Below are 14,472 nucleotides of genomic sequence, written 5' to 3'. Positions count from 1 at the left end.
TTAAAGGCGGCGCCAGCGCCAGGTGGTCGTGGCCTCCAGCGGCTCCAGCGGGGTGACCAGGCGCGGGTGGGTGTTCAGCCCGTTGGGCGGCCCGGTCTGCGGTTCGACGCAGACGGCGGCCTCCTGCTCGTCGTAGACCACCACCCACTTCTCGGGGCTGGTCACCTTCAGCTCCAGGCGCCCCGGCCAGGTGAGGGTGACGTCGACGCCGCCGGGCATCCCGAAGCAGTCGTCCCACGGTCCGGGCTTCGGGTCTACGCGGTTGCCGGTCGGCAGGTGGTCGTCCCCGCGTTCCTCCTGCCAGGCGGGGTCGAAGTCCAGCCGGACGGCCTCGCCGCCGACCTCGCGGTTGAACCACGGGTGCCAGCCGATCTGCGCGGGGAAGGAGTCGTCGTACGTCTCGACGGCCGTCGTCAGCGTCAGCGCGGACCCGGACAGCGACACCACCTGGGTGACCCGGCCGGGGTACGGCCACGGATCCGCCAGGTCGTACGTCAGCACCGCCTCGTCCGCCGCACGCCGGGCGACGCGCCAGGCGCCGTCGCGCGCCGTGCCGTGGATGGCGTGCGGCGGGGCGTTCAGCGGCATCTGCTGCACGACGGCCCCGTCCCGGAAGCGGCCGTCCCGGATCCGGCCGCACCACGGCACCATCGGGAAGCACCCGAACCGCTCCCCGCGCCTCAGCAGGTCCAGCCCGCCGACGCGCAGGGCGCCGACCCGCCCGCCGTTGCCCGCCTCCACTACGGCCTCCGCGTCACCCGCGGTCAACGTGATGTCTTCGTTACTCACAGGACGACCCTACTGGGGTGATCAAGGGCGCCTCACGGCCGACGGCGCCGCAGCGCCCGGCCCACCACGATCGCCGAGGCCACGACCAGGGCGGCGGCCGGGGCGGCCCAGCGCAGGGTGGAGTGGGGGGCGACCGTCTGCGGTGCGGGGACCGGCGCGTAGCGGCCGCGCGGCGGGGCGTGGTCGACCTCCTCCGCGCTGCGCCCGATCATCGTGCGGCGCGCGTGCGCGGCCTCGGCGGGCGGCTCCTCCAGCGGGTCGAACCCGTCCTCCTCTTCCGACGGACCGAGGGAGGGCGGCGGCACCTCGGCCTCGAACACGGACCCGTCGGCCTGCGGCTCGTCGGCCTCCGCCTGCGCTTCATCGGACTCCGCTTGCGCTTCATCGGCGTCGGCCTGCGCCGGGGTCTCCGGTCCCGGCCCGGTCTCCCCGCCCGGCCGCGGTTCCGCCGTCGCCGGGCGCTCCTCTTCCGGCCGGCGGTCCGCGCCCGTCTCCCCCGCCTCCGCCGCCACCTCGGTCAGGTTCTCCGCGAACCGGTGGAACAGCCGGGTCGCCGTCGACTCCACGGTGTCGGCCGGCAGCTCGGTGAGACGGCCGTCGGCCGTCGCGGTCCCGGCGAGGTGGAGGGTGGAGCCGCCGTCCGCGGGGGTCACGCGGAGGGTGAGGGCGAGGTGGACGGAGCCGGTGCCGCGGGCCTCGGTGCCGTCGGCCCGGAGGGTGCGGGTGCCGTCGTCGGCGGCGCCGACCCGCAGCTCGCCCCGGTACGTGATGCTGTGGCCGCCGGCCCGGAGCTTGAGCCGCCCGGCGACCGTCCCGTCGGCCCCGGCGTCCTGCTGGAGCCCGGGCACCGCTCGCGCCACCCGCGCGGGATCGGCGAGGGCGGACCTCAGCCGGTCGGGCGGGACCGCTACGAACACCTGTTGCTCCATGGTCGGGGAGCCTACCCAGCGCGCCCGGAAAAGCACCCCGGGAAACGGGCTTTCAGTACCGCGGGTACACCAGTGTGGAGGCCCGTACGCCGCCCGGCCGCGCCGCCTCCGCGTCCTGTCCGCCGGCCGTCAGCTCCTCCTGGGTGAGCGTGCCCGGCGGCGTCTCCCGGATGAGCGGGTCCGTCAGCTCCTCCTGGGTGAGCGTGCCCGGCGGCCGGTCCAGGCGCAGGGCCGGCCGGGCGTCCGCCCCGGCGAGGACGAACCCCCAGTCGCGGGGCGCCCCGAGCCGGTCCGCCGTGCTGCCGGTGCCGGCCGGGGTGCCGTCGTCCCGGCCACCGACCCGGTACGGCCGGGTGCGCAGACCGGCCGCACGCAGGGTCGCCTCGACCGTCCAGAACACGTGCGGCCGGGCGGTGAACGGCCCGGCGTGCACGACGAGCCGCCCGCGCGGGGCGAGGGCGCGGCGGGCGAGGCCGTAGAACTCCTGGGAGTACAGCTTGGTGCTGGCGGTGATCCCGGGGTCGGGCAGGTCGGCGACGACGACGTCGTAGGCCCCGGCGGGGGTGGCCCGCAGCCGGTCGAACGCGTCGGCGATCCGTACCCGCACCCGCGGGTCGGCCAGCGCGTGCCCGTTGAGGCGGGACAGCGCGGGGTCGGTGCGGGCCAGCCGGACGACGGCGGCGTCGCGCTCCACGATGTCCACGTGCCGTACGTCCGGGCGGGTGAGGAGTTCCCGCGCGGCGAGCCCGTCGCCGCCGCCGAGGATCAGCACGCGCGCGTGCGGCCCGGAGAGCGCCGGGCGGACCAGGGCCTCGTGGTAGCGGTGCTCGGTGCGGCCGGCGACGCGCAGCCGCCCGTCGAGGTAGAGGTCGAGGGGCCGGCCGCCGGTGCCGCCGGTCAGCACGATCTCCTGCACGCCGCTGTCCAGGGCGACCCGTACGTCGGTGCCGTAGACCGCCTGCCGGGCGGCCCGCTCGAAGTCGTCGACGAGGACGGCGGCGGCGGCCAGCACGCAGAGCGCGGTGACGTTGGCGGTGATCAGCAGCCAGCGGGCCCGGTGGCTGAGGCCGCGGCGGAACAGGCCGAGGACCAGGGCGCCGCCGGCGACGACGTTGACCGCGCCGGTCAGCAGGGAGCTGGTGAGCTGGCCGAGCAGGGGCAGCAGCAGGAAGGGGAAGGCGAGCCCGCCGACCAGCGCGCCGACGTAGTCCGCGGCGAACAGGTCGGCGACCGCGCCGCCCGCGTCCTGGCGTCGGATGCGCTGGATGAGCACCATCAGCAGCGGCACCTCGGCGCCGATGAGCAGGCCGATGGCGAGGGAGAAGGCGACGAGCAGCACGCGCGGGCCGTGCGCCCAGGCGCCGCCCCAGTCGGCCGTCCAGGCGAACGCGGCGTAGAGCGCGAGGGCGCTGCAGCCGCCGGTCAGGGCGAGGGCGACCTCGACGACGGCGAAACCGGCCGCGGCGTACCGGCGCAGCGGTTTGGCGGCGAGCGAGCCGACGCCCATCGCGAAGACCATGACGGACACCACGACCGACGCCTGGGTGACCGAGTCGCCCATCAAGTACGAGGCGAGGGCGACGAGTTCCAGCTCGTAGACGAGACCGCAGGCGGCGCACACGAAGACGCAGGCGAGGACCAGGAACCGCCCCGTCGCGGGCCGCACCGGCAGCCAGGCCGGGCCCCGCCAGGAGCGGGGAGCACCGGGCGGGGCGGGGGCGTGCGACTCGATCACGACTGCGACGTTACGTCACGGCACCATGGCGCTCTGTCACCCACACGCGTGAAGCTTGGCCGTCAAACCTCCGCCCCTTCGGCATCGTGGGCCGCGACCCGCACGCCCACCCGGGTGCGCGTCGCGACCAGTTGACCGTCCTGCGGATACGCGTGCCACGTACGCCAGTGCACCTGCGCGCCCTGACGCTGGACCAGGAGCGCGGTGAAGGCGTGCGGGCTGCCCGGGAACACGCCGACCAGGCCGTTGGGGTGGTCGGAGACGAGGGCGAGGAGTTCCTGGGCGCGGCCGGCGAAGGAGTTCGGCGAGAGTCTCTCGACGCGCGCGGCGAACTCGTACTCCCAGTCGCCGACCCGCTTGGCCACGCCGAGCGGAAGGGGGGTGCTGCTGCCGGGGATGCAGGCCACCGTCTCCGAACAACTGCCCCGGTCCTCCTGGAGGAGCACCTGGTGGGACGCGCCGAGGAGTCTCAACTGCACTTTCGCGTCCGACAGTTCGAGATCGAGAGCAGCGAGGGCGGGCAGCGGCTCGCGCCCCAGGGCCCAGGCGAGGTCGGCCGCGCGCGTGTCGGTGTAGGCGGTGTTCAGGGTCGTGAGCATGGATCGGCTCCGCAGGCACACAAGGAGAGGGGTAGGTCCGGCGCTCCCCGGTCGACACCGGGAGTTCGGCCCCGGTCAGCCCGGTCTGGGGAGGGCGTCCGCGCGGGACGTCCGTGGAGTCCGAGAGGATTCCGAGGGGCTGCGTTGGTGACTTAGAGGGAATCATGAACTGTGGCGCCACCACAGCGTTTTTACCCAACTTCGTGGGGTTTCCATCCCTCAGAGGGCTCCTCAGCTCAACTGTTCAAACACGGCGTGCGCCGCGCGGCCCAGGCGCACACCCCGGCGCACGCGACGCCCGCCGCGAGCGGGGCGCGGCGGGCGTCGGCGGACGGAGCTCGGCTGCCCCGCGTCAGCTGCCTCCGCCGCATCCACCGCCGCCCCCGCCGCAGGACGAACCGCCCCCGCAGGACGACGAGGAGCTGCTGCCGCACGACGACGAACCGCCGCCACAGGAGTGGTGGCTCGAACCATGCCCCGAGTGACCCGAGTGACCCGAGTCGCCGGAGTGACCCGAGTGGCCGGAGTGACCCGAGTGTCGGTTGTCGTCGCTCGACGACGAGCCCCCGTCCCCCGCCCACCAGCTGTCGTCGGCCGCCACCACGGCGGCCCCGGCCCCGGCGTCGCCGGACCGGCTCGCGCCGCCGCCGTACCCCCGCCCGCCGGCATACCGGCCGGTGCGCCGCAGCCGGCGCCTGTTGCGGCGCTCGGCGGCGACACCCAGGCCCACCACGAGCACGATCGCCACCACACCCAGGACGATGCCGATGGTCATGGCACCACCCTCCTTCCGATTCCCCCGAAGCGGCCCCCCGTGGGCTCTCGCTCGGTGCGTGGCAAGGAGATGCCCGGCGCCCACACGCTCCAAAGCACACTTGAGGAACTCCAGAGCTTGGCGGCGGAGCGGCCAGACCCGCCCGCACCACCCCGGCGCCGGTCCTGCGCGGCATCTCGGCGACGGCGGCGATACGTCAGGATGGCCCCAGCGACCCGACGGACCGTCGGCGCGACCGAGGCGATCGCGGCGGCCGTGCTCGCGCTGCTGGAGCCCGGGGACGAGGTGATCGCCTTCGAGCCCTTCTACGACCCCTACGCCGTCTGCATCGCCATGGCCGGCGCACGGCGCGTACCGCTCACCCTGATCGCCCCGGACTTCCGCCCGGACCTGGACGAGCTGCGCCAAGAGTGCACGAGCGCACCGGTAACCATCAGCTCGGCCGGCAGGATCTTCTCCTTCACCGGGTGGAAGGTCGGCTGGGTCAAGGCTCTTTCACCTGCCTATTGGACGCTGGCCGCGTGAACGCCTTGCCGGGCATCGGCCAGGATGGTCTCCGAAGGATCGACGGATACCCGGGTGAGGACGGTGGAGACATGAGCGGCAGGCCGCTGCTGAACCGCAGGCTGGACGGACTCGGGACGACGATCTTCGCGGAGATGTCGGCGCTGGCTACAGCGACGGGCGCGATCAACTTGGGCCAGGGCTTCCCGGACACGGACGGGCCGGAGTCAGTACGGGAAGCGGCCGTACGAGCGCTGCGGGACGGGCGCGGCAATCAGTACCCGCCGGGACCGGGCATCCCGGAGCTGCGTCAGGCGATCGCCGACCACCAGCGACGTTTCTACGACCTGAGCCTCGACCCAGACACGGAAGTCCTGGTCACCGCAGGGGCGACCGAGGCGATCGCCGCAGCCATGCTCGCCCTCCTCGAACCGGACGACGAGGTGGTCGCCTTCGAGCCCTTCTACGACTCCTACGCGGCCTGCATCGCGATGGCCGGTGCGAAGCGCGTGCCGCTCACCCTGCGAGCGCCGTCCTTCCGCCCGGACCTGGACGAGCTGCGCGCCAAGATCACCCCGCGGACCCGTCTCCTTCTCCTCAACACCCCGCACAACCCGACCGGGATGGTCCTCACCGCCGACGAGCAGAGCGCCATCGCCGCACTCGCCATCGAGCACGACCTGCTCGTCGTCACCGACGAGGTGTACGAGCACTTGGTCTACGAAGGCACGCACCGCCCCATCGCGGCCCTGCCGGGCATGCGTGAGCGCACCGTTTCCATCTCCTCCGCCGGCAAGACCTTCTCCTTCACCGGTTGGAAGGTCGGCTGGGTCACGGCGAGCGCCCCGCTCGTCTCCGCGGTCCGCACCGCCAAGCAGTACCTGACGTACGTCAGCGCAGGCCCGTTCCAGTACGCGATCGCCGAAGCACTGCGCCTGCCGGACGCGTACTTCGAGGGCTTCCGCGCCGACCTCCGCCGCAAGCGCGACCTGCTCGGCGACGGCCTCCGGGCAGCCGGTTTCGAGGTCTACCAGCCCCAGGGCACGTACTTCATCACCACCGACATCAGCCCCCTCGGCGAGAAGAACGCCCTCGCCTTCTGCCGCGCCCTCCCCGAGCGCTGCGGCGTCGTCGCCATCCCCAACTCCGTGTTCTACGACGATCCTGACGTCGGCCGCAGCCAGGTACGCTTCACCTTCTGCAAGAAGGATGACGTCCTCCACGAGGCCGCCGACCGCCTGCAACGCATGGCGCCGTGAGCTCACGCCCCTTCGCCCGAATGAGGCCGAGGCACGGGAGGTGTCGGCGGAGGCCGGTCGCGGTGAGCAGTTCGACCCGCCGCCGGCCCACGCCGAGCTGGCCTTCTACGACGCGGTCGCACACCGCGACAGTGGCCGAGTTGATGGAGGGCGGCCAGGACACGCTCGCCGGGATCGCCCGAACTCGGGTGAAGGACATCCGGAACACTCTCTCCGTCGACCGGCTCTCCCGCGAACCCGTCCGGGCCGAGCTCCGCGCCCGCATCCGCATCCGCCAGATGCTGGCCATGTTCGACTACCCGCCGGAGGAGGAGGGCGAGGCGGTCGACCTGGTCCTCAAGCAGATGGAGATCGTGGCAGCCCTGTGGGGGCCCGGAGGTTCTGGAGCAGCCCGCCTCCCGCCACCGCATCCGCACCCACGTACGTCAAGTACTTCACGTACTTGACGTACGTGAAGGAGGGGTGCACGCTGGGGAGGCCGGACAATCGAGGAGGCAGGTCATGGCCGCTGTGCACTACGAGAGCTACACCCAGGCGCGCGCACATCTGAAGGACCTCCTCGACGCGGCCGACGAGGGACGGGTAGCGACCGTACGCCGTGACTCCGGCCGCTCGGCAGTCGTGGACGTCGAGCGACTGCGCCACTATCTGTCGCTCGTGTGCCCCTCGAAGGCCGAGGTGGTCGCGGAGGCGGGTGGCTGGTCCGTCTTTCTGCCCGGCCTGCCGCTGGCAGCCGACGGGGCCACGTTCGATGAAGCGATAGGGGAGATGGTCCAGGTCCTGCGTGAGTATGCCGAAGACTGGCAGGACAGGCTGCGGGTCGCCCCCAACCACGCGGAGAACTGGGGTCTGGTACAGCTGATCGCCCTCAGCGAGGACGGACAACTGCGCGACTGGCTGGTGGGTGCTCCACAGTGACCTGGCCCCAGCCTGACCGTGAGAACCACGATCGTTTCTGCCGTGTCGAGAAGTGGGAACGCGTCCGGGATTCCCGCGGGCGCACCGGTACCCATCATGTGACCTACGAACTCACCTTGCACGACGGCAGGATCCTGCGAACGAGAATCTCGCACCCGGTGGACCGCACGGCGTACGGCCCCGCCATGTGGCGGCACATCCTTCGGGACCAACTGGACGTCACCGAGGACGAGTTCTGGGCCTGCGCACAGCAGGGCGAACTGCCTGACCGGGGCGCTCCCGAGCCGCCACGCGAGGCACTTCCCGCCGACCTGGTGCATCTGCTCATTCACCGCGTGGGCGTCGGCGAGGACGCCGTGGCGAGGATGACCAAGGAGGAGGCGGTTGCGAGACTCCAGAGGTACTGGACGGACGGGAGCTGAGCCCGCGCTTCGACGCGAAAGGCGGAACCGATGTTCACCAAGGGAACTCGTCCGCCCTCGCAGGCAGAACGCGTGCGGGAGTGGGGACCTTGAGACCAGGCCCACTATTCGGTGTCCTTCGGGTGTCGCGGGGAGGCATACACCAGGATCACGGTCGCGGTCTCCGGGCTGACCAGGTATCGAACCCGACCGCCGCTGGTGATCTCGTACTCCCACTGCTCCAGCTCGGAGCCCTTCCATTCCCTGGTGGCGTGCCTGCCTCGTAGCTGGTGCTGACGGTTCCAGTTGGCGCGCGACAGCGGGTCTGTACGGAGGGCTTCCAGGCAGCGATGCGCGTTCGGCAACGCGACCCGGCACAGCTCCTCCCAACCGGTCGCCGCCTCCGTCGTCCCATGGATGACGTTCCAGCCACTCAGCGGAGGGACGCTGACCCGATCGCCTTTCTTCGGGCTCACTCGTGCACCTCGACCGGGCCGAGGTCGACGTCACCGAGCGGACGGAGCGCTTCCCTCAGCTGGTCAGGGTCGGCGTTGATGCGGGCGGTGGCCCGCCACGAGACGATCGCTCGGTGCACGGCCTCCCTGGCGCCCAGCTCAGCGGCGTCGGACAGCGCCTCCAGAAGCTCGACAGTGAATTCCCGGACTTCCTCAGCGTCCAGGTGGCGCACCCACGGGAACACCTCGGGGAGCGCGAGCGAAAGCGACTCGGCACCGTCGTCCTGCTTCAACAGTGCAAGGAACAGCCGGGACGCGGTGGTCAGGTTCTCCTCGGCACGTTCTGCGTATATGGCCGTCGTCAACACCATGTCGGGCGCGTCTCGGTGCGTGACACGCAGGCGTCCCAGGGCGGCGGCCTTGGCGGCGACAGCCTTCGGGTTCCGCGACAGGTCGGTGAACGAGACGGACTCCGATTCGAATGCCGAATGCGCGATACTCATGCTCAGACCGTACTCTGATTACACTCTGATTTCTATGCGCGGACAGCAACTGAAAGCCGCACTCCAGCGACAGGGCCCGCCCCCTCCGAGGGCTGCTGCTGCGCCGGCAACGCCCGGCTCTTGCCAGTGCCAGCGCCCCCGGCGCACCGGCCGGGCCTTGGCCACCGCGTACCACCGCCCCTTGACCACCCGGTCCAGGGGTCTCCCACCCGAGGGACGACCGCACACCCGCCCACCGGCTCAGCCGGCCGCACGGAGACGGCCTTCGGCCGAGCGTTCCCGCTTCTCCCGGCAGCCCCGGCACAGGCCGGGTTCCGCCGTGCGGAATCCCCGGTCGCAGCCGTCGCAGTTCCGCATGGGCACGACCGCCCGGCGCACGGGGGGTTCCGCGCCGCGGGCCAGTGCGGGCAGGGGGAGGGGAGTCTCCTTGAGCCGGTAGGCGAGGATGCCGGCCGGTCGGGTCAGGAAGTGGTCCGGGAGACGCGCGGTGAGATGGTCCGTGATCTGCGTAGGCAGGAGACCCGCCGTGAGCCACCGGGTGACGGCCGGGGCGAGGCGGGCGACCTCCCGCGCGGTCAGGACGAGGCGGGGGTCGACCCGGCGCAGGCCGGCGAGTACGGCGACGGCTCGGGGGTCGGCGTCGGCGAGCGGGGCCGGTGCCTCCGCCTCCTCCTTCGCCTGTACGGGCGCCTGCACCGGTTCCCGCACAGCCGAGGACGCGGGTGGGACCGCCGCAGCGGCGGGTTGCCTCCGGGGCCGACGCGGTCCGGGCGGCTCGGGGGGCCCGTCCGGATCCGGGTCGCCGCCGGGTACGTCGTAGAAGTACGTGCGGGTACGGACCTGCCCGGTGGGCGTTCGTTCCCGGCGGCGCTCCAGGTAGCCGGCGTCTTCCAGCTCCCTGAGCGCTCGCGAGATGAGGATCTCGCCCTCGGCGAAGTGCTCGCACAGGGCGGTGATCGTGACGGGGTGGCCGTCGGGCAGGGAGGAGATGTACGCCGCGACGCCGACCGTGACCGCGCTGCCGCGCCGTTGCGCGAGGGCGTTGGAGATCACGGTGAAGTCGGCGGTGAGCCGGGTGCGGACGCGGATCACGCCGGAGGTCGGAGATCCGGCGGCGGCGCGCAGGGGCGCGTTAGACTGCGGGTCAGCCATCGGGAAGCTCTCTTCTTCCTGATCGGTCAGGCCCTCGATCGGGATTGCAGTCCCGGCCGGGGGCCGATGTCTGTGTGCGGTTGTCGCGGCGAACGTAACCGCCCTGATCCCGCGCCTGCAAGCCGGTCACTCGGACGGGTGACGCGGGCCTCGCGGCCGGGGAGGGTGGGTGGGCGGGTAGTTCTTTCCCCCGGTTCTTTGGGGAGGTCAGCGGCCTGCCGGGCCCTCGTGGACAGGGGCCCGGTGAGCCCGGGGCGTGGACGGTGACCAGAGCCCGGCGGGCTCAGTGACGGTGGTCGCCGGCCTTCGACTCGCCTATGAAGGCGGTCCGGGTGGAGGCTGCGAGGCCGGGTGCCGGACCGTGCGCGGTCTTGCTGCCACGGACCGGGACGACGGTCTTCGCGGCACCGGACGCAAGGCTCGACCGCCGCTGGCCGCCCGTACGGCGAAAGCCCGGCCGCGGCGCGTGATCGGCGTGATCACGGCCCTGGCCGGGCTCTCCCGCACGTGCGGCGCCTGCCTGGCGGCAGTCGCGCGCACGCCTCTTCGGGCCGCTGGGGGCCTTACTCGCTGTCGTCGCCCTCGTCGGGCTGCTCCGCGTCGTTGACCTCCTGCTCCAGGCCGAGCTGCTCGACCAGCCAGCGGTCGAACTCGATGGCCGCGCGGACCCAGCTGACCGTGGAGGAGACGAAGAACTCGATGTTGACCCCGGCGCCGATCAACATCTGCGCCTCACCGATCAGACGGACGGTGCCGTCGTCGTGGGTGTGGGTGTAGACCTTGGGCCACAGGGTGCGCCGGTTCCAGTCGTCGATGGACTCCAGGAGCTGCGGCTTCTCGTCGATCTTGTGCGGCCGGTCGTAGAACGTGCGCACCGAGAAGATCGCCTGCTCGTTCTCGCCGCGGAACATGAAGTACGTACGGAACTGCTCCCACGGCGCCGCGAGGTCTCCCTCCTCGTCGACGACATACTTCAGCTCCATCTGGTCGAGGAGCTGCTTCACGAGGTCCTGATCCGGGACGACGGGGCCCGCCGGTCCTTGCGGCTGCGGCTCGGGCTGGCCCCCGAAGTTCGGAATCGAGGACGGGTCGATGGTCACCGTGTTTTTCCCTTCGTACGGATGCTTGCCATCCTCCCCCAGAGGGGGCGGGGGCTGGCAACCCCGACCCGTTCTTTACGGCGGACAGCGGAATCAGGGGCCGCCGCCCCGGCGCGCCACCGGCGCCGGGGGGCCGGTAGCGCGGGGCGCTACAGCGTCTTGCCGGTCGCCGGGCCCACGATCAGGCCGTCGCCGACGCGGTCCACGCGTACCGTGTCGCCGTCCTTGATCTCGCCGGAGAGGATCTCCCTGGCGAGTCGGTCGCCGATGGCGGTCTGGACGAGGCGGCGCAGCGGCCGGGCGCCGTACGCCGGGTCGTTGCCCTCGTCGGCCAGCCAGGCCAGCGCCTGCGGGGTGACCTCCAGGGTGAGCCGCCGCTCGGCGAGCCGCCGGGCGAGCCGCTCGATCTGGAGCTGCGCGATCCGGCTCAGCTCGTCCTTGGTCAGCGCCGAGAAGACGACCAGGTCGTCCAGCCGGTTGAGGAACTCCGGCTTGAAGGAGGCCCGGACGATCTCCAGTACCTGCTCCTTCTTCTCCGCCTCGGTGGAGATCGGGTCGACCAGGAACTGGCTGCCCAGGTTGGACGTCAGGACGAGGATCGTGTTGCGGAAGTCGACCGTGCGGCCCTGGCCGTCCGTCAGCCGGCCGTCGTCCAGGACCTGCAGGAGGATGTCGAAGACCTCGGGGTGCGCCTTCTCCACCTCGTCGAGGAGCACCACACTGTACGGGCGGCGGCGCACCGCCTCCGTCAGCTGGCCGCCCTCCTCGTAGCCGACGTATCCGGGGGGCGCGCCGACCAGCCGGGCCACGCTGTGCTTCTCGCCGTACTCCGACATGTCGATGCGGACCATGGCCCGCTCGTCGTCGAAGAGGAAGTCGGCGAGGGCCTTGGCCAGCTCGGTCTTGCCGACGCCGGTGGGGCCGAGGAACAGGAAGGAGCCGGTGGGGCGGTCCGGGTCGGCGATGCCCGCGCGGGAGCGCCGTACGGCGTCGGAGACCGCCTGCACCGCCTCCCGCTGGCCGATCAGCCGCTTGCCGATCTCCTCCTCCATGCGCAGCAGCTTCCGCGTCTCGCCCTCCAGGAGGCGGCCGGCCGGGATGCCGGTCCAGGAGGCGACGACGTCGGCGATGTCGTCGGAGCCGACCTCCTCCTTGACCATGGTGTCCCGGGCAACCTCTTCCTCGGCCTCGGACGCGGCCTCCAGGTCGCGCTCCAGTGCCGGGATCTCGCCGTACAGCAGCTTGCTCGCGGTGTCGAAGTCGCCGTCGCGCTGGGCGCGTTCGGCCTGGCCGCGCAGGTCGTCCAGCTTCTCCTTCAGCTCGCCGACCCGGTTGAGGGACTGCTTCTCCTTCTCCCAGCGGGCGTTGAGACCACGCAGCTCCTCCTCCTTGTCGGCGAGGTCGCGGCGCAGCCGGTCCAGGCGCTCGCGGGAGGCGGCGTCGGTCTCCTTGTCGAGGGCCAGCTCCTCCATCTTCAACCGGTCGACTGCGCGCTGGAGTTCGTCGATCTCGACGGGCGAGGAGTCGATCTCCATGCGCAGCCGGGAGGCCGCCTCGTCGACGAGGTCGATGGCCTTGTCGGGCAGGAAGCGGGAGGTGATGTAGCGGTCGGAGAGGGTGGCGGCGGCGACCAGCGCGCTGTCCGCGATCTGCACCTTGTGGTGGGCCTCGTAGCGGCCCTTGAGCCCGCGCAGGATGGCGACGGAGTCCTCGACGCTCGGCTCGGCGACCAGCACCTGCTGGAAGCGCCGCTCCAGCGCGGGGTCCTTCTCGATCCGCTCCCGGTACTCGTCCAGCGTGGTCGCGCCGACCATGCGCAGCTCGCCGCGGGCCAGCATCGGCTTGAGCATGTTCCCGGCGTCCATGGCGGAGTCGCCGCCGGCGCCCGCGCCGACGACCGTGTGCAGTTCGTCGATGAACGTGATGATCTGACCGTCGGAGTCCTTGATCTCCGCGAGGACGGTCTTCAGCCGCTCCTCGAACTCGCCGCGGTACTTGGCGCCGGCGACCATCGCGCCGAGGTCCAGCGCGACCAGCCGCTTGTCGCGCAGCGACTCGGGCACGTCGCCCTTGACGATGCGCTGGGCGAGGCCCTCCACGACGGCGGTCTTGCCGACGCCGGGCTCGCCGATGAGCACGGGGTTGTTCTTCGTGCGGCGGGAGAGCACCTGCACGACCCGGCGGATCTCCTGGTCGCGGCCGATGACCGGGTCGAGCTTGCCCTCCCGGGCGGCGGCGGTGAAGTCGGTGCCGAACTTCTCCAGGGCCTTGTACGAGCCCTCCGGGTCGGAGGTGGTCACCCGCCGACCGCCGCGCGCCGCACGGAAGGCGTCGAGCAGCTTCTTCGCGGTGGCGCCCTGTGCCGCCAGCACCTCGCCGGCCTGGCCGCCCTTGGCGGCGGTCCCGATGAGCAGGTGCTCGGTGGACAGGTACTCGTCGCCGAGGTCCCGGGCCCGCGCCTGGGCGTCGGCGATGACGGCCAGCAGCTCCCGGTTGGGCTGCGGCGGCGCGACCGTGGACCCGGTGACGCTGGGCAGCGCGGCCAGCACCTTCTCCGCCCCGGCGCGCACGGCGGCCTGGTCGGCGTCGACGGCCGCGAGCAGGTCGGTGATGTTCTCGTTCTCCCGGCCCTCCAGCAACGCCAGCAGCAGGTGGGCGGGGGTCAGATCGGGGTGCCCCCCGGTCACGGCGCGGTTGCCGGCCGCGTTGATCGCTTCCCGGCTCCGGTTGGTCAGCTCGGCGTCCACGTTCGCTCTCTCCTCCTGGCGTCAGCGTCTCCCAGTACTGACTGGAACAGCGTACACAAAGTTGAGTCTATTCCGCTCAAGGTGGAGATGGGGGCCGTACGGCGGATAAGTTCCCGGCCATGGCCGCATATCCCCAGGATCCGGGCGCGCCGGACGCGCCGTACCTCGCCTTCTGGCAGGAGAGACACCTGTGCACCCTGACCACGCTCCGCCCGGACGGCACCCCACACGTGGTACCCGTCGGGGTGACCTACGACCCCGGGGCACGGCTGGCCCGGGTGATCGCGAACAAGGCGAGCACGAAGGTGGGGAACGTGCGGGCGGCAGGCCCGACCGGGGCACGGGTGGCGGTGTGCCAGGTGGACGGGCGCCGCTGGGCCACGCTGGAGGGGATCGCCCGGGTGGACACCGACCCGGACCGGGTCGCGGAGGCCGAGCGGCGCTACGCGGAGCGGTACGGACGGGTGCCGTCACCCAACCCGGCCCGGGTGGTGATCGAAATCGACCTGACCCGGGCGATGGGGCGGGGATGACCTGATTCACACCGGCGCTTTTCAGCCACCGGGCCGAAGGGGCGATAGCGGGAAATATCCCCGGAAACTGCAG

16 protein-coding genes are annotated in these 14,472 nt (G+C 72.0%); 6 read left to right on the top strand and 10 right to left on the bottom strand.

What is annotated here, in order from left to right; translation table 11 throughout:
• The 5 genes from ACSLTV_RS05640 to ACSLTV_RS05620 all read right to left on the bottom strand — a co-directional run bounded on the left by ACSLTV_RS05640 (window position 1) and on the right by ACSLTV_RS05620 (window position 4,827).
• On the bottom strand, window positions 1-789 hold the full coding sequence (locus tag ACSLTV_RS05640; RefSeq protein ID WP_435611727.1) for an aldose 1-epimerase: 789 nt from the start codon (window positions 787-789) through the stop codon (window positions 1-3).
• 32 nt (window positions 790-821) lie between these two features.
• Complete coding sequence (locus ACSLTV_RS05635) at window positions 822-1,718, bottom strand: SRPBCC family protein (protein ID WP_435611726.1); 897 nt, start codon at window positions 1,716-1,718, stop codon at window positions 822-824.
• A gap of 52 nt (window positions 1,719-1,770) precedes the next feature.
• Window positions 1,771-3,453, bottom strand: a complete 1,683-nt coding sequence (locus tag ACSLTV_RS05630; protein WP_435611725.1) for a polyamine aminopropyltransferase — start codon at window positions 3,451-3,453, stop codon at window positions 1,771-1,773.
• A 62-nt stretch (window positions 3,454-3,515) separates the two neighbouring features.
• Window positions 3,516-4,052, bottom strand: a complete 537-nt coding sequence (locus tag ACSLTV_RS05625; protein ID WP_435611724.1) for a DUF2617 family protein — start codon at window positions 4,050-4,052, stop codon at window positions 3,516-3,518.
• Between the two features lie 352 nt (window positions 4,053-4,404).
• Window positions 4,405-4,827, bottom strand: coding sequence for a hypothetical protein (locus ACSLTV_RS05620; RefSeq protein ID WP_432135042.1), 423 nt, complete (start codon window positions 4,825-4,827; stop codon window positions 4,405-4,407).
• A gap of 201 nt (window positions 4,828-5,028) precedes the next feature.
• On the opposite strand from ACSLTV_RS05620, the gene ACSLTV_RS05615 reads away from it, so the two are divergent.
• From ACSLTV_RS05615 to ACSLTV_RS05595, 5 genes are all read left to right on the top strand, one after another.
• Window positions 5,029-5,352 carry an aminotransferase class I/II-fold pyridoxal phosphate-dependent enzyme gene (locus ACSLTV_RS05615; RefSeq protein WP_435611723.1) on the top strand — a complete coding sequence of 108 codons (324 nt, stop codon included), beginning with the start codon at window positions 5,029-5,031 and terminating at the stop codon, window positions 5,350-5,352.
• Between the two features lie 71 nt (window positions 5,353-5,423).
• Entirely contained in the window at window positions 5,424-6,590 is a 1,167-nt protein-coding gene (locus ACSLTV_RS05610) for a pyridoxal phosphate-dependent aminotransferase (RefSeq protein WP_435611722.1), read from the top strand.
• Between the two features lie 131 nt (window positions 6,591-6,721).
• Window positions 6,722-7,036: a type I restriction enzyme endonuclease domain-containing protein gene (locus ACSLTV_RS05605; RefSeq protein WP_435611721.1), complete on the top strand. Its 315-nt coding sequence runs from the start codon at window positions 6,722-6,724 to the stop codon at window positions 7,034-7,036.
• Between the two features lie 55 nt (window positions 7,037-7,091).
• Entirely contained in the window at window positions 7,092-7,508 is a 417-nt protein-coding gene (locus ACSLTV_RS05600) for a prevent-host-death protein (protein WP_386019102.1), read from the top strand.
• Between the two features lie 116 nt (window positions 7,509-7,624).
• A complete protein-coding gene (locus ACSLTV_RS05595; protein WP_435611720.1) occupies window positions 7,625-7,930 on the top strand; it encodes a cytotoxic translational repressor of toxin-antitoxin stability system in 306 nt (101 codons plus the stop codon).
• A 104-nt stretch (window positions 7,931-8,034) separates the two neighbouring features.
• Here the strand turns inward: ACSLTV_RS05595 and ACSLTV_RS05590 are convergent, their stop codons facing one another.
• From ACSLTV_RS05590 to clpB, 5 genes are all read right to left on the bottom strand, one after another.
• Window positions 8,035-8,385 carry a hypothetical protein gene (locus ACSLTV_RS05590; RefSeq protein ID WP_435611719.1) on the bottom strand — a complete coding sequence of 117 codons (351 nt, stop codon included), beginning with the start codon at window positions 8,383-8,385 and terminating at the stop codon, window positions 8,035-8,037.
• Window positions 8,382-8,867 (bottom strand): prevent-host-death family protein, encoded by a 486-nt coding sequence (locus ACSLTV_RS05585; protein WP_432155920.1) that lies wholly within the window; start codon window positions 8,865-8,867, stop codon window positions 8,382-8,384. The genes ACSLTV_RS05590 and ACSLTV_RS05585 overlap by 4 nt, the downstream gene beginning before the upstream one ends.
• 240 nt (window positions 8,868-9,107) lie before the next feature.
• Complete coding sequence (locus tag ACSLTV_RS05580; RefSeq protein ID WP_432135036.1) at window positions 9,108-10,019, bottom strand: hypothetical protein; 912 nt, start codon at window positions 10,017-10,019, stop codon at window positions 9,108-9,110.
• A gap of 563 nt (window positions 10,020-10,582) precedes the next feature.
• Window positions 10,583-11,119, bottom strand: a complete 537-nt coding sequence (locus tag ACSLTV_RS05575; protein WP_432135035.1) for a YbjN domain-containing protein — start codon at window positions 11,117-11,119, stop codon at window positions 10,583-10,585.
• A gap of 149 nt (window positions 11,120-11,268) precedes the next feature.
• Window positions 11,269-13,866, bottom strand: coding sequence for an ATP-dependent chaperone ClpB (clpB, locus tag ACSLTV_RS05570; RefSeq protein WP_435611718.1), 2,598 nt, complete (start codon window positions 13,864-13,866; stop codon window positions 11,269-11,271).
• Between the two features lie 119 nt (window positions 13,867-13,985).
• Here clpB and ACSLTV_RS05565 point away from each other — a divergent pair, with 119 nt between their 5' ends.
• The gene (locus tag ACSLTV_RS05565; protein ID WP_432135033.1) at window positions 13,986-14,399 is read left to right on the top strand and encodes a pyridoxamine 5'-phosphate oxidase family protein; all 414 of its coding nucleotides are present in this window, start codon (window positions 13,986-13,988) and stop codon (window positions 14,397-14,399) included.
• Window positions 14,400-14,472: the final 73 nt, after the last annotated feature.

The sequence above is a fragment of the Streptomyces sp. bgisy159 genome (assembly GCF_965341775.1).
Lineage (GTDB): Bacteria > Actinomycetota > Actinomycetes > Streptomycetales > Streptomycetaceae > Streptomyces.
The sequence above is the reverse complement of the archived record's forward strand: the minus strand, read 5'-3'. Positions and strand labels throughout refer to the sequence as shown.

Coding starts and splice junctions, on each gene's coding strand:
- ACSLTV_RS05635 (WP_435611726.1), bottom strand. CDS start 1,718: ATGGAGCAACAGGTGTTCGTAGCGGTCCCGCCCGACCGGCTGAGGTCC.
- ACSLTV_RS05625 (WP_435611724.1), bottom strand. CDS start 4,052: ATGCTCACGACCCTGAACACCGCCTACACCGACACGCGCGCGGCCGAC.
- ACSLTV_RS05620 (WP_432135042.1), bottom strand. CDS start 4,827: ATGACCATCGGCATCGTCCTGGGTGTGGTGGCGATCGTGCTCGTGGTG.
- ACSLTV_RS05615 (WP_435611723.1), top strand. CDS start 5,029: ATGGCCCCAGCGACCCGACGGACCGTCGGCGCGACCGAGGCGATCGCG.
- ACSLTV_RS05610 (WP_435611722.1), top strand. CDS start 5,424: ATGAGCGGCAGGCCGCTGCTGAACCGCAGGCTGGACGGACTCGGGACG.
- ACSLTV_RS05600 (WP_386019102.1), top strand. CDS start 7,092: ATGGCCGCTGTGCACTACGAGAGCTACACCCAGGCGCGCGCACATCTG.
- ACSLTV_RS05585 (WP_432155920.1), bottom strand. CDS start 8,867: ATGAGTATCGCGCATTCGGCATTCGAATCGGAGTCCGTCTCGTTCACC.
- ACSLTV_RS05580 (WP_432135036.1), bottom strand. CDS start 10,019: ATGGCTGACCCGCAGTCTAACGCGCCCCTGCGCGCCGCCGCCGGATCT.
- ACSLTV_RS05565 (WP_432135033.1), top strand. CDS start 13,986: ATGGCCGCATATCCCCAGGATCCGGGCGCGCCGGACGCGCCGTACCTC.